Genomic DNA, 21,632 nt, shown 5'->3' on the forward strand with positions numbered 1-21,632 from the left:
TGCTGCCGTTCGTGGGCGGCAGTCGTCAGGCTCTTGCAGTTTGTGTCGAGCGTCGTTGCGTCTTTCGGTCATGCGGTCATGCGGTCATGCAGTATTTTTCCGAAGGCAAGGCGTGTCAGCTCAGACGTGTCAGCCGGTCGCGGTGCCAGGGCATCAGGGTGCGCAGCAGCGCATCCAGCGAGAAATAGAGCAGCAGGGAAAAGGCAACCAGCACCAGCAGGGCGGCGAACATCAGGTCGATCTCCATGCGCGCGTTGGCGTTGAGCATCAGATAGCCCAGCCCCTGGCTGGCACCGGCCCATTCCCCGATGACGGCGCCGATGGGGGCGGCAGTCGCGGCCATGCGAATGCCGGAGGCCAGCGCCGGCAGTGCGGCGGGCAGCTGGATGTGGATCAATCTGCGCCATGGGCTGGCGCCCAGGGTGTGGGCCAGATCCAGCCAGCCCTGCTGGGTCTGGCGCAGGCCGTCGTAGCCAGTGGAGGCGACCGGGAAATAGATGATCAGCGTCGCCATCACTACCTTGGACAGCATGTCATAGCCGAGCCACAGCACCAGCAGTGGGGCGATCGCGAACAGCGGTATCACCTGGCTGATCAGCAGCATCGGCAACAGCGTACGGCGCAGGCGGGGGATGAAGGCCAGCGCCAGCGCGGTGGAAAGCCCGAGCAGGATGCCCAGCACCAGCCCGGCCAGTATCTCGCTGATGGTGACGCCAGCGTGATGGGCCAGCAGCGGTGCCTTCTGGATCAGCACCTCGAGCACGGCCTGGGGCGTGGGCAGAATGTAGGGCGGTACGGCGGTAACGGCAATGATCAGCTGCCAAAGTCCCAGCAGGAGCAGCGTACTGATGACGAGGTGACGCATGGCGTGCAGACGTTTCATGCGGCCTCCTCGCTATCACGCAGGCGGGCGATCAGTTGCGCCTGCGCCGGCGGCAGGGCCGGGTCATCCAGCGGCACCGGCCGCACGGCGCCAAGCCCCGGCAGATGCTCAAGCTCGGCGCCGTGGCCCGGGGCGCTCGACGGGCGCAGCACCAGCAGTTGATCGGCAAGGCGCAATGCCTCAAGCGGGTCGTGGGTCACCATCAGGACGGTGCGGCCCTTGAGCAGGCGGCTGGCCAGATCGTGCAGCTCCAGACGGGTGATGGCATCCACCGCCGAGAACGGCTCATCCATCATCACGATCGGCGCCTGCTGATAGAGCGTGCGGGCGAGAGCGACGCGTTGGCGCTGGCCGCCGGAGAGGGCGTCCGGCCAGGCCTGCTCACGACCCTCAAGCCCGACCGCGGCCAGAAGCTCATGGGCGAGTTCGCGATTGCGCGGCCGCCGGCGCAGGTCATCGCCCAGCCACAGGTTGTCGATGACGCGCCGCCACGGCAGCAGCAGGTCCTGCTGCGCCATCCAGGCCACGCGGTCGGTCAGCGGCTGACCGTCATCGGTGGCGAGGTCGAGCTGGTGGAGATCTGACATTTCCAGGCCAGCCAGCAGGCGCAGCAGCGAGCTCTTGCCGCAGCCGGAGCGCCCCAGCAGTGCCGTCCAGCTACCAGCCTCCAGACGCGCGGAAATATCGCGGAACAGCGTGTGGCCGGCGTAATCGATTCGTGCGTTGTTGAGGGTGAGTCCCAGCGACACAGGCAATTCCGTGGTCAGGCGGCGTGCCGGCAGGAGGAAGCAGGTGACGCGCCGTGCAGGGCACGCGTCGGGGATTCCCTCCGCCGGTATCAACCGGATCAGGTTCCAGGGGTTGTCGCGCGACGTATCGCTGCGACTCTCAGCCCATTCTCGGGCACCCCCATCCAGGCCGACAGTGTAACGTCACTGTCTTGCCGGTGTCTTGTCCGACGCAAGTCGGGACAGGGGAGACGGCGACTTTCTTGAGTGGCTTTCCTGATTGGCTTTCCTGAGTGGGGCGAAACGGACTATGCCGATGTGGCACGCCTTGGGTATGCTGAACATGACTGTAACAAGACGTGTTGCCCAAGGAGATCATCATGCCCGACACACCGGATCTCTCGACCTGTTCCAGCTATCCCGTCCCCCCGCGACGGCCGAGCGCAGCTGACGCCACGGGGGAGCCGCACCCCGTGCCCAGGGGCTGGCCCGAGGAGTCACTGACTCGACGGCTCTCGACCTATCTGGGGCAACCGCTCGAACCGCTGGCACTCGCCTGGCCGGATAGCGCCAACTGGCTGTGGCGCCAGCGTGGCGGCACGCCGGGGCTGATCAAGCTGGCGCGAACCGGGCCAGACCACGACCCCTTCTGGCACGCCATGCGCGGGGTCTTCGGTGCCGATCGCTGGGCGACGCCGGAGGGTTTGACGCGACTGGCGGGCGCCTTGCCCGCGCGCCTGCCGATTCCGCCGCTGCCCCTGACCTTCCTGGGGCGTCTCGATGGCGCGCCCATCTGGCACCTGCCGTGGTCCAGCGGTCAGCCGAGCAATCTCAGCATCACCTTCTGTGAGCTGCTGGGCGACCAGCTCGGTCGCCTGCATCAGGATACGGTGTCGGGCTTCGGTCAGCCGCTGGCGCAGCCGATGCCGCTGTTGCACTGGAATGCCCGCGTCACGCGCTTTCTGGCCCATCACCCGCGTCGCGCGGAACTCGGCACGCTGCTCAAGCGCACCTTCCCGGCGCCGACTCGCGCGGTGTGGTGTCTGCCGGACATGCGCGCCGATCAGTATCTGTGCGCCGCCACCGGCTGGGTATGGAGCGATTGGGAAGCGCTGGTGTGGGCGCCGATCGAGTTCGACTGGGCGCTGGTGGAGTTGCTGCTGGAAACGCCGGAGCAGCGTCAGGCCTTCATGAAGGGCTATTCGCGCCATGGGCGCATGGTCGATCTCGATGGCCAGCGTGAGCTGTGCCGTGCGCTGTTGTGGGCGATGGAGGCATTCGGCCCGCGGTCCTATGCTGAGCTTGCGGCAGCCCCTGCCTGGGTCTCGCCGCGCAGCCTGGCGTGAAATTCGCGTGCTGTACACTGCAAGTACATGAAAGGTGTGAAATTTCTCTGCAGCCCCTTCGCTGACATGGAATACTGTGGGTGAGTCGTCATGGACGTCATTCGAGATCTGATGTAGGGCTTGGCGGGGGAGCACTCGTGGTAGAGAACCTGAATTATTATTTCTTGCTGGCAGGCACGCTGATCGCCTTGAGCGTGTTGGCCAGCCGCGTCTCGGCGCGTCTTGGCATGCCGCTGCTACTGCTGTTCCTCGGTCTTGGCATGCTGGCGGGTGAAGATGGCGTCCTGGGCATCCAGTTCGACGACGCCTCATCCGCTTACATGATCGGCAATCTGGCGCTGGCGCTCATCCTGCTCGATGGCGGCCTGCGTACGCGGCTGTCCACGTTTCGTGCCGGCCTGAAACCGGCGCTGGTGCTGGCCACCGTCGGGGTCTTCATGACCAGTGGCCTGGTGGGCCTTCTGGCCATGTGGCTGTTTGATCTCACCCTGATCGAAGGCCTGCTGGTCGGGGCCATCGTCGGTTCCACCGATGCCGCGGCGGTCTTCTCGCTGCTGGGAGGCCAGGGCGTTCACCTCAATGAGCGTGTCGGTGCGACGCTGGAAATCGAGTCCGGCACCAACGACCCGATGGCGATCTTCCTGACCATCACGCTGGCCGAGATCCTGACCGGTCAGCTCTCCGGCGTCGCGTCGGGCATCATGAGCTTCCTGCTGCAGTTCGGTGTCGGCGCCGCCATGGGGATCGCCGGCGGCTGGTTGATCGCACGCCTGATGCGTTATCTGGACCTCGCCCCCGGTCTTTATTCGCTGCTGGCGCTGGCACTTGGCTTGAGCCTGTTCGCCACCACCAACGAGATGGGCGGCAGCGGTTTCCTCGCCATCTATCTGTGCGGCCTGATGATCGGGAATCACCCCGGTCGTCATCTGGAGCACATCCTGCCGGTGCATGATGGCATGGCACACCTCTCGCAGATCGTGCTGTTCCTGATGCTGGGCCTGCTGGTCTCGCCGTCGACCATGCTGCAGTTCGCGCTGCCGGCCGCCATCCTCAGCGTGGCGCTGATTCTGGTGGTGCGCCCGCTGGCGGTCATCCTGTGTCTCAAGCCGTTCTTCCGCTTCCGCTGGCGCGAGCTGTGGTTCATCAGCTGGGTGGGATTGCGAGGGGCGGTGCCGATCGTGCTGGCGATCTTCCCGGTGATCACCGGGGTCGAGAATGCCGGTCTCTACTTCAATGTCGCCTTTTTCGTGGTCATCATCTCGCTGCTGGTACAGGGCTCATCGCTGGCGCCGATGGCGCGCAAGTTGAGGGTGGTGGTGCCGCCGGGCGCACAGCCCAGTCGCCGCAACCTGCTCGGCATCATGCCGGTCAACGACTACGAGATGCTGGTCTATCGCGTCGACAACACGGCGCTGGAAGGCGTGGCGCTGCGCATGCTGCGCTTCCCGTCGGGGGCCAAGGTCGGGGCGCTGTTCCGCAACAAGGTGTTGATCCACCCCAAGGGCAGCACCTGTCTGCATCAGCAGGATGTGCTGTGCGTGGTAGGGCGCTCGTGTGATGTGCCAAGCCTCAACCGCATGTTCAATGGCGAGAGCCTGCAGCATGAGCAGCGCGCCTTCTTCGGGACCTTCACGCTGGAAGGCGATGCCAACATGCAGGATATCGCCGATGTCTACGGGTTGACACTCTCCCAGGGCGAGCAGCATCTGACCATCGCCGAGTTCATCACTCGTCGAGTCGGTGGGGTGCCGGTGGTCGGCGACGATGTGGACTGGCATGGCATCCACTGGGTGGTGAACGAGGTGGAAGGCAATCGCATCACCAAGGTCGGGCTGCGACTGCACTGAGCCTGACTCCGTGTCTGAGCCTGAGCCTCTGTCTGAACTTCACGCACTACGACGCCCCCATTGCACTGCGTGTAATGGGGGCGTCGTGTTTGGACTCATCAATATCGTACTCTGTTGATGTCAGGCCAATTTGTCCGTGACAGCGCCTGGCCATCCTTTGTGGCCAGCGACAAGGAGGTGACTACATGGCCAGCCCACATCCTCATCTCGCGGGCTTTCTGCGACGATTCGAGCAATTCCCGCCCGGGCTCACGGCGGATGAGAAGACCTTTCATGCCACCTTCAACATGGTCTACGTGCTGGCGGTCAGCTGCCATCTGATCTACGCCATCCTGCTGTTGTGGCTGGGTGAGATGGGCATTCTGGCGCTGAATCTGGCGATGCTGATCGTCGATCTGGTCTGCCTGCAGCTGCACCGTGCTCGCCGTGAAGCCCTGGCGGCCACGTTGATGGCGCTGGGCACCTGTGCGCAGATCAGCTTCTCGCTAAGCTATTTCGGCTCGGAGGCCGGATTCGACTACTTCTACTTCGGTGCCTTGCTGTGCATCTACTCGATCCGCATGTCGTTCATGCGGCGCGTACTTCTGTGTGCCGCCTGCCTGAGTATGCCGCTGCTGGCCTATATCATCCTGATGCTGGAAGGGCCGACCCATCTGCTGCCCGCTGGCTGGATGCTGGCATTTCGCATCATCAATCTGGGTGTATTGACCATCTTCTTCACGCTGGTGCTGGTACAGATGGGCTGGTCGGTGGAGCGCCTGCAGCAGCGTTTCGAGACGGGAGGGCGCTTCGATGCGTTGACCGGTGCCCTGAGTCGCGCGGAGCTGGTCGACAGCGGACGCGGCATGTTGATCAACAACGGGCCGCTGAGCCTGATGATGGTCGATGTCGACCACTTGGCGCTGATCAACGAGACCTGGGGTCGCCAGGCCGGTGATCAGGTGCTCAAGGAGCTGGTGCGGCGCATGCGCAGCATCCTGCGCGGGGAGGATCTGGTCGGGCGCTATGGCGGCGAGGAGTTCGTGCTGTTATGCCCGGGGCTGCATGGCGAGCGCGTCGACCAGGTGGCAGAGCGTCTGTGCAAGGGCGCTTCGGCGTTGCCATTCGTCATCAATGACGGCCTCAACAGTCTGGATGTCAATCTGTCGATCGGTGTCGCCCAGCGTCAGTCCGGCGACAAGGACCTGGAAGGCCTGATCGCCAAGGCTGACGTCAATCTGTTCCGCGCCAAGCAGGATGGCGGCAATGGCTTCGTCAGTGACACCCAGCTGGGGCCCGTGGGCGGGCCGGGCATCGCCGCCATCAATTGAGCGCAATGCACTGTGCGTAGCTCTGTCCATGGAGCACTGCGCGCAGAGCTTCGTGCACAAAGCCTGGTATACAACCCGGCGCGCCCCCGCAGAATGACGTTCATGTCTCCGGGGGCGTGCTTGTGTCAGGGCGTCACCAGGCTTGCCCTGAGATAAGTCAGCGGCGGTTGGACTGGCGCCGGCGACTCTTGCTTGCGGGCTTGGGGGCGTAGTCGCTGTTCGAGGCCGGTACCGCGAGCTTGGGTGCAAAGCCTTCCACGACCTCGCGCGTCACGAAATAGCCCAGGTGCTGCTCGATGGCGCACAGGTTGCGGAAGTCATCACGCGAGACCAGCGAGATGGCTTCACCGCTGGCCCCGGCACGGCCGGTGCGCCCGATGCGGTGGACATAATCCTCGGCGGCGTCCGGCAGGTCGTAGTTGACCACGCGCTGCAGATCATCGATGTCGATGCCCCGCGCGGCAACGCCGGTGGCCACGAGATACTTGATGGTGCCGGCCTTGAAGTCGGCCAGCAGCTGCTCGCGCATGGCCTGGCTGCGACCGCTGTGGAAGGACTCGGCGGCGATGTCACGTTTCTCCAGCTGACTCACCAGCTTGGCGGCGCCGCGCTTGGTCTCGATGAAGATCAGCGCCTGCTGCCACTGCTTCTCGTGAATCAGGTGGCTCAGAAGGGCGGACTTGAACTCCTTGTCGACCGTGATCAGATACTGGCTGATGTCGGGCGCGGTGACGTTCTCCGGTGCGATCATGATCTCGACGGCGTCCGTCACTGCGGTCTTGGCGAGCACACGCACCTGGGCCGAGAGCGTTGCCGAGAACAGCAGGTTCTGGCGCTCCCTTGGCAGCTTCTCGATGATCTTGTTGATGTCGGCGATGAAGCCCATGTCGAGCATGCGGTCCGCTTCGTCGATGACGAGAGTGCGTGTCTCGTCGAGATGGATCGCGCGGCGGGTCAGCATGTCCAGCAGGCGGCCGGGCGTCGCCACCAGGATGTCCACACCTTCGATCAGACGCTGCTGCTGGGGCTCGATCTCCACGCCGCCATACATCGCCATGGAGCTGACTTCCAGATGCCGGGCGTAGTGCTGGATGTTGTCTTCGACCTGAATCGCCAGCTCCCGCGTCGGGGTCAGGATGACGGCATGTACGCGCTTGGCGCGCACCTTGGGCGCCTGTTGCAGGGTCTGCAGGATGGGCAGCACGAAGCTTGCCGTCTTGCCGGTACCCGTTTGGGCGGCGGCGATCAGGTTGTCACCGGCCAGCACGACGGGGATCGCCTTCTCCTGGATGGGAGTCGGGGTCTGGTAGCCTTGCTCGGTGACGGCCTTGACGATGGGATCGCTCAAACCAAGGGCAGAAAATGGCATGGTGTCTCGACTTGTCTAAAGGGGGAGGGGCAAGCGCACATTCTGCGGCAAGGAATGTCTGGCGCAGTGATGCTCACTGTAGCCGAAAGTCCGCTGACGGCCCGGCGCATCATTGGGCATCGCTCAGGCAGGGTAGCGAAGTGGCGGCGATGGGCGCTGCGCGGCAACAATGAAAAAGCCCCGCCTACCTGAAGTAGACGGGGCTTTCGGAATTCAAGGTGGTGGAGGGACAGGGATTCGAACCCTGGGTAGGCTATTAACCTACGCCGGTTTTCAAGACCGGTGCATTCAACCGCTCTGCCATCCCTCCGACTCACGGAGCGAAATACTACCGAATCTGATGAGAATAGCAAGAGGTAGGCGAAGAAAAATATTCGGAAAAGCCATCGCGGACAAACACTTGCAGCAGGATGGCGCTGGGGTGAGGCCGCCGGAAGCCGCCTGCTGGTACCAGGCCATGATTCAGCTCATGACTCGGATCATGAGTCATGACCACGAAAAAGCCCCGCCTACCTAAGGTAGACGGGGCTTTCGGAATCAAGGTGGTGGAGGGACAGGGATTCGAACCCTGGGTAGGCTATTAACCTACGCCGGTTTTCAAGACCGGTGCATTCAACCGCTCTGCCATCCCTCCGACTCACGGGATGAAATACTACGGATTTTTCAGTCAGCGTCAAGGACTTGGCGTAAATTTCCTTGTCGTTCAGATGCTTGAAAGGTCGCACATGCCACAATGGCCGCGGAGACTGACGATGTCGTTGCCTTGCGCGCGCCGGATGGTTGCCTCAATGGGGCTTTTCATCGTTCTGTCTCTTGATTAGGCAAACCCCTGAGGGCATGCTGGGGTCAATTCGATGAATCCATCGTAGCAACCTGAGGATAGACACCATGGCTAACAGCTCCTGGCAGGTCTCGCAGGATACCGCGAGCCGCTCGCTCAGTACTCACAAGGTACTGCGCAACACTTACATGATGCTGGCAATGACGCTGCTGTTCTCCGCGCTGACCGCTGGCGTGGCGATGAGCATGGGCGTCGGCCGCATGAACATCTTCGTGCTGCTGATCGGTGCCTACGGCCTGATGTTCCTGGTCCACAAGACCGCGAACTCCACCGCCGGCATCTTCGCGACCTTCGCCTTCACCGGCTTCATGGGCTTCACGCTCGGTCCGGTACTGAATGCCTACCTGAGCCTGCCCAACGGCGGCCAGCTGGTGATGACCGCGCTCGGCATGACCGGCATCACCTTCGCCGGCCTGTCCGCGGTGGCACTGGTGACGCGCAAGGACTTCTCGTTCCTGGGCAACTTCCTGTTCGCCGGCGCCATCGTGCTGATTCTGGCGATGCTGGCAGCGATGATCTTCAACATCAGCGGCCTGGCACTGGCTGTCTCCGCCGGCTTCGTGCTGTTCGCCTCCGCGGCGATCCTGTTCGAGACCAGCCAGATCATCCACGGCGGGCAGACCAACTACCTGCTGGCGACGGTGAGCCTGTACGTCTCCATCTACAACATGTTCGTCAGCCTGCTGGCCCTGCTGGGCTTCGCTTCCGACGATTGATCGTCAAGCGAAGGAACATGAGACCTGCAAACGACCCCGCCTCGGCGGGGTCGTTTGCGTTCGGGTGTCAGGTGGCGTGACTCGCGCTAGAATGGCGGCCATTCATGAGCAGTCACACGAGGTTCGCATGCGTTATGCTCTGGCCGTCTACGGCGGCCCCTACAGCCAGCAGGCCAGCCATTCGGCGCTGCGCTTTGCCGATGCCCTGCTAGCGCGCGGCCATCAGCTGACCACGGTGTTCTTCTATCACGATGGCGTCTACAACGCCGCCAACATGATGGCGCCGCCTCAGGACGAGCCGCATCTGCGTGATCGCTGGCTGTCGCTTGCCGAGAACCACGCTACCCGCCTGCAGGTGTGTGTCGCTGCGGGCCTGAGGCGCGGCATGCTCGATGAGCGCGAAGCGGCGCGGCATGGCAAGCAGGGGCACACCCTCGAGGCGCCGTTCGAGCTGACGGGGCTGGGCCAGCTGGTCGAGGCGACGTTGGACAATGAACACTTGATCACCTTTGCATGACGTCATTTCTTGTCATCACTGATGATGACGCCACTTATCAAGTGAGGAGCAGACCATGAGCGATGTGATGACGGCACCCTTGGCAGGTGAAGACGCCGGGATGGCCGCCGGTGATCTGCTGGTCATGCTGCGCCATGGCCCGCATGGCAGCAGCTGGCTGCGCGAAGGGCTGGAGGCGGCGATGGTCGCGGCGGCCTTCGGACGCGAGGTCGGGCTGCTGTTCACCGGTGATGGTGTGATGGCGCTGCTGGAAGGGCAGCAGGTCGGGCCGCTGGGGCAGAAGGGCAGTGACAACCTGCTGGCGGCGCTTGAGATGTATGACGTCGAGCGCTGCTATGTCGATGCGGCGGCGCTGCGCGCACGGGGCCTGACAGCGCAGGATGTCACGCTGTTGCCGGTCACGCTGCTCGAGCACGACGAGGTGGTCGCGCTGACAGTCGCGTTCTCGCGCGTGCTGAGCTTCTGACACGTCACTGCCGCCAACGCTGGCGACTGATATGCTCGCATCAGTTTCCTGATGCCATGTCGTTGATATCTCTTGATTGATGGCCAGCGTCAGCCCCAGCTTTCCTTGCCTGGATAATTGCATGAATCTACATCTACTCAATCGTTCGCCATTCTCCAGCCGCATCCATGATGATGTGCTCAATGCCATGGGCCCGGAAGACCAGCTGCTGCTGATCGAGGATGGCGTCAATGGCGCCCTCGACAACGCCGAGCAGCACCTTGCCGGGCTTGAGGGGCGGCTGTTCGCGTTGCGCGAAGACCTTGAGTCCCGCGGCCTGCTGGGACGCTGCGCGGAGAACGTCATCGTGGTCGACGTCGACGGTTTCGTCGCCCTGACCGAGGCCGCCGACAAGACCGTCAGCTGGTTCTGAGGCGTCAGGCGCTTCTCCCTTTCAATTTTCATGCAAGACAGTGAATCAGGATCTGTATGGCCAGTAGTGAAACGGTGCGCACACTGACGCTTGATGGACGTGATATCAGACTGGATGCGGAAGGCTATCTGGTCGATCTGGATGACTGGAGCCCGGCGCTGGCGGAAATGCTGGCCGCCGAGGAGGGGCGTGAACTGACGCCGGAGCACTGGGAGGTGATCGAGGTATTGCGTGACTTCTATCAGCGCTTCTCGCTCTCGCCGGCCATGCGCCCGCTGAGCAAGGCGATGACCCAGCGGTTTGGCTCCGACAAGGGCCGCTCGCTGCATCTGATGCGCCTGTTCCCGGACAGCCCGCCCAAGGTGGGCGCGCGCATCGCCGGGCTGCCCAAGCCGACCAACTGTCTGTGACGGTCAGCAGCATGCCTGAGTCGCCTTGCCCGTCGTGGTGCGCTGCGCTCAACGCGCAAGACCCGGCAGGGATGGCGACGTACGGCGTTGTCTGCGTTACTATTCGTCACAGCGTTGCAGTGTCGGCCAGGAGGCCGACACTGCTTCAGGTCCCGCGACATGGTCGCAAGGGCATTTGAATTCAGGCGGACAAGAGTCGACTTGCATGGGAAGAGCATTCCAGAACCGTAAAGAATCAATGGCGCGTACCTCTCTCAACAAGGCACGCGTGTATTCACGTTACGGGCGCGAGATTTACGTCTCGGCCAAGAACGGTGGCCTCGACCCCAACGGCAACCTGAGCCTGCGTCGTCTCATCGAGAAGGCCAAGAAGGACCAGGTGCCGACTCACGTCATCGACAAGGCGATCGACAAGGCCAAGGGCACCGGCGGAGAAGACTTCGCTCTGGCGCGCTATGAAGGCTTTGGTCCGGGCAATGTCATGGTCATCGTTGATTGTCTGACCGACAACAACAACCGCACCTTCGGCGAAGTCCGCACCTGCTTCAACAAGGGCAAGGGCAAGCTGGGCGCGCAGGGTTCGGTGTCGCACATGTTCGACCACCGCGCCATCCTGGCCTTCAAGGGTGCGGAAGAGGATGAGGAAAAGGTCCTGGAAGCGCTGATGGAAGCCGACGTCGATGTCAGTGATATCGAGCTCGACGACGGCATCATCACGGTTCTCGCGCCGACGACCGAGTACTTCAAGGCCAAGGGGGCACTGACCGATATCTACGGTGAAGATCTCGACTTCGAAGTCGATGAGATCAGCTTCATTCCGCAGATCCATACCGAAGTCGGCGGCGATGACGCCGAGCTGCTCAACAAGATGCTCGAGCTGCTGGATGATTGTGAAGACGTGCAGCAGGTCTATCACAATGGCGAGTTCGTCTGAGGCAGCATCTTGAACGTGATGCGACTGGCGGCTTCACGCTGACAGAAATGTGAATGTCAGTGTGGGAGGTCAGTCAGAGAAAAGCCCCGTCGGCATGCCGACGGGGCTTTTTCATGTCTCGACACTCAATACTCAACGCTCGGCGTGTCTCAGCAGTGCACGCGCTTCAGCAATGTGCATGGTGCTGCGCTTGCGGGGCCGTCTCGCGTGGGTCCGCCATGCCACCCTTGACGCCATGCTTCACCAGCCAGACGTTGACGGGCCAGGCGGCGAGCAGACCCAGGCTCAAGGAAATGATCAGCGAGTTCCAGAACAGCGGCTGATGCATGCCGGCGCCGCCCGCAAGCCAGAGGTCCACGGAAATCGCCACCACTTCCATCACCACGATGGAGGCCGTCTCGCTCTTGAAGGCATCACGAATCACCTGCGGCTTGTCGTCACTGCCACCCTGCAGCATCGGGCCGACCGTCAGCAGAAAACCGAACAGGTAAGCGAAGAGGAAGGTGATGATGGCGGTGGAGATATTGCCCATGGCCAACAGGCCCACCGCCAGGCTGACGCCGACGAATTCCCCCAGTCCGCAGCCCGAGTAGCAGTGCGCGACGCTTCTCAGCCCCTTGCGGGCATCACCGTTGGCGGCGATCTGGCGGCGCCCGGCGAAACGATAGACCAGCAGGCCAACGACACCGGAGTAGAGCGTGGTCAGTCCCCACACCCACTTCATCATCGGGGCCAGGTGGGCATTCTTCGTGGTCAGATCGCGCACGACCCAGATCAGCGCCGGTACCATCAGCAACAGCCAGCACAGCAGCAGGCTCCAGTGGGAAAGTGACTCACGTAACAGGTCTTGCATGATGACCTCCGTCGAGTGGATGTTGCAGGTGGCAGCCCGCTGATGGCGCGGCCCTCCTTGATAGCTGGTGGGGGCAGCGCGCCATATCAAGGGTGGCTTGTCATCGCCTGCTCGCAACCGCCAGTTGCTTTCGCCTGACAGGGGGACAGGGGGCAGAAGAACAGGCGAGGGTGTGCTCTCACGCCTTGTTAACCTTGCCGCAAGCCTCCATGGTGAAGGATGTCGGGTATTGTCCTTGCAACGTCGCCACTTTTTCCTGGAGCCATCATGTCGAGACACGCTGCTACATCCCTCGCACGCGCCGCACGTCAATTCGCCGGTATCGGTTTGATTGCCTCGCTTGCCGCGCCAGCCGTGGCCCAGGCGGCAGACGATGAAGTCTTCGGTTGGGTGGAAAAGGCGACCATCGAGCCGTGGGGCGTGATGGTGAAGGCCAAGCTGGATAGCGGCGCGCTGACCTCCTCGATGCATGCCGAGAATATCGAGACCTTCGAGCGTGATGACGAGGAATGGGTGCGTTTCGATGTCGAGGTCGAGGATGAGACCAAGGGTGAAAAGGTCGAGAATACCTTCGAACGCCCCCTGTATCGTGACCTGACGGTGTCCGGTGCAGGCGGACGTGATACGCGCCCGGTGGTGCTGATGACGCTGTGCATGGGCGGCGAGCGCTACGAGGAGCAGTTCAGTCTGCGCGATCGTGACGGCATGAATTATCCCGTGCTGCTGGGGCGTCGCACCATTCAGAGCCTGGGTGTGCTCGATGTGCGCAAGACCTTCCAGACCAGCCCGGACTGTGCCGAAGACGCGCCGCTGCATCGCTATGAAGACAAGGAATATTCCGACCGCATCGGCGCGGCGTCCTGATCTCATGTCGCGCTGAACGCTCATTGAGGAACGCGTACCGCGCATTTTCATCACAAGAGGGGGGCCAGCATGCCGGATGCCGCCAGCCAGCGACCTCAGCGTGACGGTTTGCCACTCATCAAGATCTACTACGACGCGCGCTGCCCGGTGTGTCGTCGTGAACGCGCCCGCTACGAGCGGCTGTCGCGCCAAGACGCCAACGTGGAGTGGTGGGATGCGACGGATAACGCCGAGCATCTCGCCGCTCGCGGCATCGGCCTTGAGCAGGCATTGCTGTCGTTGCATGTCGAGACAGCGCAAGGGCAGATCCGTGAGGGCATGCCGGCGTACCGCCTGCTGCTAGCGCGTATCCCCGGCCTTGCCTGGCTGGGGTGGCTGATCACGCGGCCGCTGATCGAGCCGGCGCTGACGCGAGTCTACGACGCCTGGGTGCGGCGTCGACTGTGTCGGGATGGCAGGTTGTGAGTGCCGACGAGCCTGATGCAGTGAGCTGGCTCCCCCATGGGAAGCCCTGCTGGTTTATCATGCTCTTTTGATATGCAAATGCTAATAGTTTTCGTTAGTATGTGAGGCACTGTCTGTTTCTTCACGTCTGCGAGCTTCCCGATGATCGACGCGCTTTCCCCGCTCTTTGCCGGTCCGATGGTTGCCTATCGCGACCTGATCACTACCTACACTCAGGTGCAGGAAGGCGATGAGGCGTCGCTCCAGCGTGTCGTGCCGGCGCGCGATGTGCTCAGCCCCGGTTGGCTGGCGGCGTGCATCGCCGCGCATGGCATGCAATACGAGACCAGCTCGGCAGACGCCGCTTCTCACCACAGCGGCCCCGATGAGCAGGCGCTGCTTTCCCAGTGGTCCAAGTACCTGTTGTCCTCGATGGTATCGCTGCCGCTGGCGGCCAATCTGCTGCTGGACCATCAACTGCCGCTGGAGCTTCGGCACCTTTCGCTGCGCCTTGGCGAGCATGGCGTAGTCACTCAGCTGATACTTGATGATGCGGCGGGGCAGGGCGCAAGCCTCCCGGCGGAGATCGAGTCGGCCGATGAGGCGACGCGTCTCCAGGCTCGCTTCCAGGGCTACCTGGCACATCTTGAGGCCGTCATCGAGCGCCTCGTGCCGCACACTGCGCTGGGGCCCAAGGTCTTCTGGAGCAACGCGGCGCATTACTTCGTCTATATCGTCGGCATGCTGGAAGAGCAGGGCTGGGTCGCGCAGGCGGCGCCGGCACGTCAGCTGATGGCGACCAGAATTCTGGCCGACGGGCGGCGCAATCCGCTCTATCAGCCGGTCAGCGACGTGATGGACCGCCATGGCGAACGGCATACGCCGCGCAAGGTGTGCTGCGTGCGTTATCGCATCGAGTGTCTGGGCTATTGCAGCAATTGCCCGCTGAGCATCGAGCGTGCACCGGCCCGCCGCGCCCAGACGCGTCGGGTCGATCAGCGTGCCAACTCGCGCGCGGCGCTGATCGGTAGCGACCTGTCCTGATAGATAGCGTCCTGAGTGGCAGCTGAGGGGCAGCGTCCTGTGTTGTTCGGTGCCCTCTGGTAAGATGGCGCCCCCTGTCATTGTTCGGTATGTCGTCATGTCCTCGTCTTCGCGCCGCCCACGCGGTGCCTCCTTCGCCAAGTCCGGCGCATCCTCCCGACACGACTCGGCTGACAGACGTCAGCAGGGCACCGCGGCTGGCCGTCGAGATCCTGCGGCCCGCGAGAAGTCCAGCGCGGCCAAGGCGCCTTCCAACAAGTCGCCTTCCATCAAGGTGATCCCGGCTCGCAAGGGTCAGCTGCATCCCCGCAACCCGCATCGTGGGCGCTATGACATGGCTGCGCTGGTCAAGGCGAGCCCGGCACTGGCGGCCTTCGTGATCAAGACACCCGCTGGCAGCGAGTCCATTGACTTCGCTGATCCCGTGGCGGTCAAGGCGCTCAATCGGGCACTGTTGAGTCGCCATTACGGCATCGCCCACTGGGACATTCCTGCCGGCTATCTTTGTCCGCCCATCCCCGGGCGCGCCGATTATCTGCATTACCTGGCGGACCTGATCAGTGAAGCGAATGGCGGTCAGCTGCCGGCGGGTGAGCACGTGCGCGCGCTGGATATCGGCACTGGCGCCAACCTCATCTACCCCCTGCTGGGCAATCGCAGCTTTGGCTGGCAGATGGTCGGCAGTGATATCAGCGTGCAGGCGATCGACTCGGCTCGCGCGATCGTGAGCGCCAATCTGCGCCTCAAGGGCCAGATCGAGGTGCGTCTGCAGACTGATCGCACGCGCCACTTCGCTGGTATCTGGGGCGCGGATGAGCGCTTCGATCTGGTGCTGTGCAACCCGCCGTTCCATGCCAGCGAAGCCGATATGGCGCGGGAATCGCAGCGCAAATGGCGCGGGCTCGACAAGTCGCGCCAGCAGCGCGGCAATGGCCCACGCAAGAGTGGGTCACGTAACGCGCCTGCGCTGAATTTCGCGGGTCAGGCGGCCGAGCTATGGTGTCCGGGCGGGGAAGAAGTCTTCGTCACCCGCATGATCCAGGAGAGCCGCAACGTCGCCTCGCAGTGCCTGTGGTTCACCTCGCTGGTCGCGCATTCGGCGAGCCTGACCGGTATCAGGAAAGCCCTCAAGCGCAGTGGCGCCAGCGAGGTCCGAGTGATCGAGATGTCCCAGGGGCAGAAGGTCAGCCGCTTCGTGGCCTGGTCGTATCTCACGCCCGACCAGCGTCGGCAGTGGGGGCGGGATCACTGGCAAGGGAAGTGAAGCGTCTGTCATAGCCGTATCAAGAGAGTCTTCGACTCAATGATGTCTTTGCATTGAAGCCCCCGTCGCCCAGCGCGACGGGGGCTTCTTGCATTGGCGGTTGTCATCCGCGCTTCACTTAAGCCTGCCTTAATAGTTTGCGGGCAAACTTTCTGCCAGAAACGCGCAGCCTGCCGGTTCCGATCGCTCCAGGATCTGTCATCTATCCGGCTTGCTCGACGCCCAGTCATTGCTCAGGAGTTATTCCATGAAGTCCGCGATCACCATGACATCGCCTGGTCCAGACCACCCCTTGGCGCAGGGCGAGGAGCCCTTGTGCGGAGGAGTTTCGGTGTTGATACCGGCTCGTGATGAGCGTGACAACTTGCCGAGCCTTATTGCCGAGGTGCATGAGGCGCTTGCGGGGCAGCGCTACGAGATCATCGTGGTGGATGATGGTTCCAGTGATGGCAGTTGGAGTTGGCTCAAGCAGGCTGCGCAGGAAGATTCACGATTGCGTCCCTATCACCATGGCACCAGTTTCGGACAGAGTACTTCGCTGTGGCAGGCTGCCCGGCTGGCGCGCGGTCGATGGTTGGCGACCCTGGATGGCGATGGCCAGAATGATCCAGCGGACTTGCCGGACATGTTGTCACTGGCAACGCTCGAAAAGCTCGACCTGGTAGCTGGTCATCGCACGCAACGCCGCGATGATGCCGTCAAGCGTGTGTCATCACGCTTGGCCAATGCCATCCGACAAGCGCTGCTGCACGATGACACGCCAGATACCGGCTGCGGAATCAAGGTCATGCGTCGTGATGTCTTCCTTCGGCTGCCGTATTTCGACCACATGCACCGTTTTCTTCCGGCGCTGGTTCGCGCCCAGGGTGGCAAGGTGCAGTCATTGGCAGTCCGGCACCGCGAACGAGTGGCAGGAGTATCCAAATACGGCTTCTTCGATCGGCTCTGGGTCGGTATTGCCGATATTGTCGGAGTGATGTGGCTTGTGCGTCGCTCGCGTCTACCGTCACCGCTCGAGAATATCTTTGGCCATGCTGCCAGTGAGGCCATCGACCATGGTTCGCTGCCGTTGGTGGGGACGCACGTGTCGACGCCCTCTGCATCCGCGCCAACAAGCCTGTTTGACTCCCCCTCTAGATATCAGGCTGACGGTCACGATGCAGCAGCAGGTGACAGCAACCCGGACCAGGCCGACGTGGCGCGGGGTGCCTGCTGATGGATGTCAGTCCGTGGTGGGTCGCTGTCGGTTTTGGAGGCCAGGCGCTGTTCTCGGCGCGTTTCATCATTCAGTGGCTGGCCAGTGAGAAGGCACGTCGTTCCATCGTTCCTCGTGCCTTCTGGTGGTTCTCGCTTGCCGGTGGCATGACGCTGCTTGCGTATGCCATCCATCGCGAGGACCCGGTATTCATTGCCGGTCAGGGGGCAGGGCTTTTCATCTATCTGCGTAATCTGAGCTTGATCAAGCGGGATCGCCGGTCACTCACGTCGCCTAGCAGCGAAGCGTCGTCCCAGGCACCGCAGGAGTCCACTGTCGTCGAACACGCTTGTGGCAAGACGGAAGAATGCGCATTGGGCACTGACGACTCCCTGAAGGCCAGGCTCGCGTCGCTGGAGATAGAAAACGCCCGACTCAAGACTGAAGTGGCACACCTCCATGCCAATTCCGTTCGGCACCAAGGGACAGGCGCATGAAGGCAATGACGCCAGCTGGCGGTGTGTACCGAAGACTTTCCCGCCATCCCTGGTGGGTCCTGGGGGCGTTGTATCTATCTGTCTCTGCCATCGGGCTTGGCATGCGTATGCCGTGGCCTGCCGATGAGCCACGCTTCGCGCTCAATGGTCTCGAGATGTGGATCACGGGGGACTGGTGGTTGCCACACCGCGCGGGAGAGCTTTATCCCGACAAGCCGCCGATCTTCATGTGGCTCAGTTCCTTGTCCACTGGCTTGGTGGGGGATATCCGCATCGGCTTTGCCCTGCCATCGCTGGTGGCCGGGGCCGCGACTCTGGGGCTGAGCGTGGACCTGATTCGCCGCCTGCATGGCCGGCACACAGCCTTCATTGCCGGGCTGTGGTTGCTCGCGTCAGTGCAGTTCATCTTGCAGGCTCGTACGGCTCAGATCGACATGCTGGTTACTGCTTTCATCCTGCTGGGTAGCTGGGGATTGTTGCGGCATGCATTGCTCAATGATGGCGTGCGCTATTTCTATCTCGGCTGCTTTGCGATGGGGCTTGGCATCCTCACCAAGGGGGTCGGGTTCCTGCCGTTGCTGATGTTGCCTTTCTGGCTGATGGCTGCGCGTCACGCATCGACTTGGCGCAGCAGTGGTCGTCGCGCAGGGCAGCTGACATCACGCGAGCTGTTGATCGGACTCTGCTGGATGCTGGCGGCTCCGCTGCTCTGGGTAGGGCCGATGCTGGTGATGTCCTTCGTGTCCGGCGATTCGGAGCTTGCCGCCTATCGCGACAACATCCTGCTCAAGCAGACCGCTGAGCGATATACCGACAGCTGGCATCATCTGAAGCCTTGGCATTACTTCCTGACCAGTGTGATTCCCTGGGCATGGATGCCGCTGCTGCTGACGCTACCCTCGTGGCCGAAGGCACTCGCTCGCAGCTTCTCGCGCCGCGATCTACGAGTCTGGCTGCCCCTGGTGGGTGCGGCATTGATGGTGGTCTTCTTCTCATTGTCTCCAGGCAAGCGGGGAGTCTATATCCTGCCGGCGCTGCCGCTGTTGGTGATCGGCCTGGCACCCATGTTGCCGGGGTTCTCACGTAAGCCTCATGTCTCCTGGCTGGGGTTTGCACTTTGCGCCGGACTGGCAGGCATCTTCCTGATCGCGGCACTGCTCGGTGTCTTCGGGTACCCGGCATTGGTGACGCTTGCCGAAAAGGAGGGGGTTGTGCCGTGGGGGTGGTGGGGGCTGCTGGGTGGCAGTGGTATCGCGCTCTGTGCCTGGCTGAAACCACGGAACGGCTTGTTGGCCTTGGGGATTTGGCTCGTGGTGTTCTGGATTCTGTGGGGCACCTGGGGGGCACGATTGATGGACCCGGTTCGCAATCCTGCCCTACTGATGGCGCAGGTTGCCGAGAAGAGCGATTACCAGGCATTGGCTATTCCCGACTTTCGTGAGCAATACATCCTGCAGGCGCGCCAGCCATTGTGGCACTTCGGTTACAAGACGCCGGAGGAAGACCAATTCTCGCGTCTCTATGCATGGCTGAAGGAGGCCCCGCAGAACCGCTGGGTCTTGTTGACACCCCGCAAGCTCAAGCGGCATGCCTGTCTGGATGGTGCACAGGCCATCACATTGAATGAGCCGGATGAGCAATGGGTACTGCTACCTGGTAGCGCGGCCGTGAAATGTCAGGGCAATCCCGATGCTGCGCCGATGTATCTGGCGCCGACCTCGGTCTCGAATGAAGCGGCACAGCTGATCGGACTTCCCCAGCGACATACTCTGATGCCGGAGGTTCAGCCGTGAAGTGTCAGAAGCAACTTTCATGTGCGATATCCCTGGTGGGTAGGGGGTCCCATTCGTTGATCAACCTGAATGCCAGCGAGCGAATATGTTGGACGCTATGGGGAGTGTTGCTGATGTCAGCAGCGCTGGCACGACCCTATCTGTCCATCGATGAAACTCGCTATGTCTCGGTGGCATGGGAGATGTGGCATGCCGGCAGCGGGTTCGTCTCGACCATGAACGGGGCGGCCTACGCTGACAAGCCGGTACTGTTGTTCTGGTTGGTTCACGCCGGATGGGTGGTCTTCGGAGTCAATGATGTCTGGCCAAGATTGGTGATGCCGCTGGTCAGTCTGCTGGGTATCTGGCAGATAGGGCGTGTCGCCCGCACCCTGAGGCCGGCCACTGGCCTGGCCGATGCCGAACGGCAGAGACATGAGCTTTGGGTACGCATGGTGCGTTTGATGCTCGCCGGTTGTCTGATGTGGGTGCTCTATAGCCAGGCCTTGATGTTCGATGTGCTGTTGACGACGTGTCTACTGGGCGCGTTGCGGCCCTGGTGTACACCACAGGGAGGGCAGCCGTTCAGTCTGAGCGTCGTGCTCGAGAGTGGTGTGTGGCTGGGGTTGGCCTTGCTGGCCAAAGGGCCGGTCGCACTCTTGTGGTTTCTGTTGGTGGTCGGCTCGCGCCCCTGGTGGACGCAAGCACAAGCCCGCGAGGTGTGGGGCTGTGAGTGGCGCGGTTGGGTGTTGAGCCTGCTGCTGGGCATCGCGGTGTTGTGCATCTGGTTGCTTCCCGCCGTCATCACTGGTCCTCCCGACTATGTCGAGGATCTGCTTTGGGGCCAGACGGCAAGCCGCGTCATCTCCGCGCAGGATCATGCTCGACCGCCATGGTGGTATCTACCGTGGCTGGCGGTGTTGATCTTCCCGCTCAGCTTGCGCCCGCGATTGCTGATCGAGGGGTTTCTGGCCTCGGTTGCTCGGCGGCCAACGTCAGAGCAACCCTTGCTGAAGCTGGGACGCTTCTGGGCACTGGGCGGACTGCTGGTCTTTTCACTTATCTCCGGCAAGCAAGTGCATTATCTGATGCCGCTACTGGTACCGGTGAGTCTGCTGCTGGCCTGGGCTGCTCTGCGCCAGCCTCCGGCTCGCACATCGCTGAAACTGCTGGCGATGATCAGCGGTGGCCTGGGACTGACAAGCCTGGCGTTGGCGGTCATCGTCATGCCCGCAGGCTGGCTGGCTGATGCCTCATTTCTGCCGACCCATGCAGCGCTGGTGGCTTCGGGCAACGCAAGCCTTGCGTGTCTCATGGCGGGAGCTAGCTTGCTGGCCTTGATGGTATGGCTATGGCCTTCCGTGGATGAGGCGAGACGCTCCATCACGGCTCAAACACCTGCCGCTGAGTCACTGGGCAATAGCGCGCTGAATGCTCAGCGGCGACTGGCGCTGGGCAGCGTGTTGCTGGTGACCTGCTTGCTGGCCCTGACATTACGTCCGTTATGGCCACGTCTGGATCAGACTGCCCTGGCTCAATGGGTTCAGCACCATCAACAGGAGGGCCAGGAGGTGGCCGTCGTTGGCTGGGACTATCAGGCAACCTGGCAGTTTCTGGGGCGACTGACCCAACCGCTGAAGCAATTGAAGCGCGATTCGAGTCAGCTGAATTCCTGGCAGGCAGCGCATCCCGATGGCTGGTTGATAATCGAGGCTGACAAATGTCTGCGTCTACCCGACACGCCAGGCCCTCTGGCCGGCATGCGTGATTGGTGTCAGGCGGCAGTAGACGATGGAGACAATGCCACGCCGGTCTTTCGTCAGGGACGCCACCGATTATTGACGGTACCCGCAGCGGCATTGGGCGGCCCCTCATCAGCACCAACGGCGTTGGTCATGACCGTTCAGGAGAAACGATGAG

20 protein-coding genes, 2 tRNA genes, 1 pseudogene and 1 riboswitch are annotated in these 21,632 nt (G+C 62.4%); of the genes and pseudogenes, 17 read left to right on the forward strand and 6 right to left on the reverse strand.

The annotated features are described in order from the left end of the window. Positions 1-115: 115 nt before the first annotated feature. Positions 116-883: an ABC transporter permease gene (locus FLM52_06420; GenBank protein ID NVN55430.1), complete on the reverse strand. Its 768-nt coding sequence runs from the start codon at positions 881-883 to the stop codon at positions 116-118. Then, entirely contained in the window at positions 880-1,665 is a 786-nt protein-coding gene (locus tag FLM52_06425; GenBank protein ID NVN55431.1) for an ABC transporter ATP-binding protein, read from the reverse strand. The genes FLM52_06420 and FLM52_06425 overlap by 4 nt, the downstream gene beginning before the upstream one ends. Before the next feature lie 25 nt (positions 1,666-1,690). After that, a riboswitch (TPP riboswitch) is annotated at positions 1,691-1,804 on the reverse strand. 187 nt (positions 1,805-1,991) lie between these two features. Between FLM52_06425 and FLM52_06430 the strand changes: the two genes are divergently transcribed. From FLM52_06430 to FLM52_06440, 3 genes are all read left to right on the forward strand, one after another. After that, on the forward strand, positions 1,992-2,957 hold the full coding sequence (locus tag FLM52_06430) for a hypothetical protein (GenBank protein ID NVN55432.1): 966 nt from the start codon (positions 1,992-1,994) through the stop codon (positions 2,955-2,957). Between the two features lie 137 nt (positions 2,958-3,094). Next, entirely contained in the window at positions 3,095-4,804 is a 1,710-nt protein-coding gene (locus tag FLM52_06435) for a potassium/proton antiporter (GenBank protein ID NVN55433.1), read from the forward strand. Between the two features lie 185 nt (positions 4,805-4,989). Beyond that, positions 4,990-6,114 carry a GGDEF domain-containing protein gene (locus tag FLM52_06440; protein ID NVN55434.1) on the forward strand — a complete coding sequence of 375 codons (1,125 nt, stop codon included), beginning with the start codon at positions 4,990-4,992 and terminating at the stop codon, positions 6,112-6,114. Positions 6,115-6,271: 157 nt separating this feature from the next. On the opposite strand, the gene FLM52_06445 is transcribed toward FLM52_06440, so the two are convergent. The 3 genes from FLM52_06445 to FLM52_06455 form a co-directional block, all read right to left on the reverse strand. Beyond that, entirely contained in the window at positions 6,272-7,483 is a 1,212-nt protein-coding gene (locus FLM52_06445; protein ID NVN55435.1) for a DEAD/DEAH box helicase, read from the reverse strand. 219 nt (positions 7,484-7,702) lie between these two features. Next, positions 7,703-7,793, reverse strand: a tRNA-Ser gene (locus tag FLM52_06450). A 233-nt stretch (positions 7,794-8,026) separates the two neighbouring features. Further along, positions 8,027-8,117, reverse strand: a tRNA-Ser gene (locus FLM52_06455). Positions 8,118-8,371: 254 nt separating this feature from the next. Between FLM52_06455 and FLM52_06460 the strand changes: the two genes are divergently transcribed. From FLM52_06460 to FLM52_06485, 6 genes are all read left to right on the forward strand, one after another. Then, complete coding sequence (locus FLM52_06460; protein ID NVN55436.1) at positions 8,372-9,040, forward strand: Bax inhibitor-1/YccA family protein; 669 nt, start codon at positions 8,372-8,374, stop codon at positions 9,038-9,040. A gap of 127 nt (positions 9,041-9,167) precedes the next feature. Next, positions 9,168-9,557, forward strand: coding sequence for a sulfurtransferase complex subunit TusD (gene tusD, locus FLM52_06465; protein ID NVN55437.1), 390 nt, complete (start codon positions 9,168-9,170; stop codon positions 9,555-9,557). Between the two features lie 100 nt (positions 9,558-9,657). After that, positions 9,658-10,023, forward strand: a complete 366-nt coding sequence (gene tusC / locus FLM52_06470) for a sulfurtransferase complex subunit TusC (GenBank protein NVN55438.1) — start codon at positions 9,658-9,660, stop codon at positions 10,021-10,023. A 121-nt stretch (positions 10,024-10,144) separates the two neighbouring features. After that, positions 10,145-10,435 (forward strand): sulfurtransferase complex subunit TusB, encoded by a 291-nt coding sequence (gene dsrH / locus FLM52_06475; GenBank protein ID NVN55439.1) that lies wholly within the window; start codon positions 10,145-10,147, stop codon positions 10,433-10,435. A 74-nt stretch (positions 10,436-10,509) separates the two neighbouring features. Continuing rightward, positions 10,510-10,845 carry a TusE/DsrC/DsvC family sulfur relay protein gene (gene tusE, locus FLM52_06480; GenBank protein ID NVN55440.1) on the forward strand — a complete coding sequence of 112 codons (336 nt, stop codon included), beginning with the start codon at positions 10,510-10,512 and terminating at the stop codon, positions 10,843-10,845. Positions 10,846-11,050: 205 nt separating this feature from the next. Further along, entirely contained in the window at positions 11,051-11,779 is a 729-nt protein-coding gene (locus FLM52_06485; GenBank protein ID NVN55441.1) for a YebC/PmpR family DNA-binding transcriptional regulator, read from the forward strand. A gap of 166 nt (positions 11,780-11,945) precedes the next feature. Here the strand turns inward: FLM52_06485 and FLM52_06490 are convergent, their stop codons facing one another. After that, positions 11,946-12,632 carry a DUF4396 domain-containing protein gene (locus FLM52_06490; protein NVN55442.1) on the reverse strand — a complete coding sequence of 229 codons (687 nt, stop codon included), beginning with the start codon at positions 12,630-12,632 and terminating at the stop codon, positions 11,946-11,948. Between the two features lie 267 nt (positions 12,633-12,899). Here FLM52_06490 and FLM52_06495 point away from each other — a divergent pair, with 267 nt between their 5' ends. The 8 genes and pseudogenes from FLM52_06495 to FLM52_06530 all read left to right on the forward strand — a co-directional run bounded on the left by FLM52_06495 (position 12,900) and on the right by FLM52_06530 (position 21,631). Then, entirely contained in the window at positions 12,900-13,496 is a 597-nt protein-coding gene (locus FLM52_06495) for an ATP-dependent zinc protease (GenBank protein ID NVN55443.1), read from the forward strand. A gap of 69 nt (positions 13,497-13,565) precedes the next feature. Further along, positions 13,566-13,961, forward strand: a complete 396-nt coding sequence (locus tag FLM52_06500) for a DUF393 domain-containing protein (protein ID NVN55444.1) — start codon at positions 13,566-13,568, stop codon at positions 13,959-13,961. Between the two features lie 141 nt (positions 13,962-14,102). After that, a complete protein-coding gene (gene fhuF / locus FLM52_06505; protein NVN55445.1) occupies positions 14,103-14,984 on the forward strand; it encodes a siderophore-iron reductase FhuF in 882 nt (293 codons plus the stop codon). A 97-nt stretch (positions 14,985-15,081) separates the two neighbouring features. Continuing rightward, positions 15,082-16,248: a 23S rRNA (adenine(1618)-N(6))-methyltransferase RlmF gene (gene rlmF, locus FLM52_06510; GenBank protein NVN55446.1), complete on the forward strand. Its 1,167-nt coding sequence runs from the start codon at positions 15,082-15,084 to the stop codon at positions 16,246-16,248. Between the two features lie 265 nt (positions 16,249-16,513). Next, a complete protein-coding gene (locus FLM52_06515; GenBank protein NVN55447.1) occupies positions 16,514-17,464 on the forward strand; it encodes a glycosyltransferase family 2 protein in 951 nt (316 codons plus the stop codon). Further along, positions 17,464-17,724 (forward strand): annotated as a pseudogene (locus FLM52_06520) (hypothetical protein). The gene FLM52_06515 and the pseudogene FLM52_06520 overlap by 1 nt, the downstream one beginning before the upstream one ends. Positions 17,725-17,945: 221 nt before the next feature. Continuing rightward, the gene (locus FLM52_06525; GenBank protein ID NVN55448.1) at positions 17,946-19,733 is read left to right on the forward strand and encodes a hypothetical protein; all 1,788 of its coding nucleotides are present in this window, start codon (positions 17,946-17,948) and stop codon (positions 19,731-19,733) included. Positions 19,734-19,846: 113 nt separating this feature from the next. Then, positions 19,847-21,631: a hypothetical protein gene (locus tag FLM52_06530; GenBank protein ID NVN55449.1), complete on the forward strand. Its 1,785-nt coding sequence runs from the start codon at positions 19,847-19,849 to the stop codon at positions 21,629-21,631. The last annotated feature ends 1 nt before the right edge of the window (position 21,632 follow it).

It is taken from the genome of bacterium Scap17 (assembly GCA_013376735.1).
Classification (GTDB): domain Bacteria; phylum Pseudomonadota; class Gammaproteobacteria; order Pseudomonadales; family Halomonadaceae; genus Cobetia.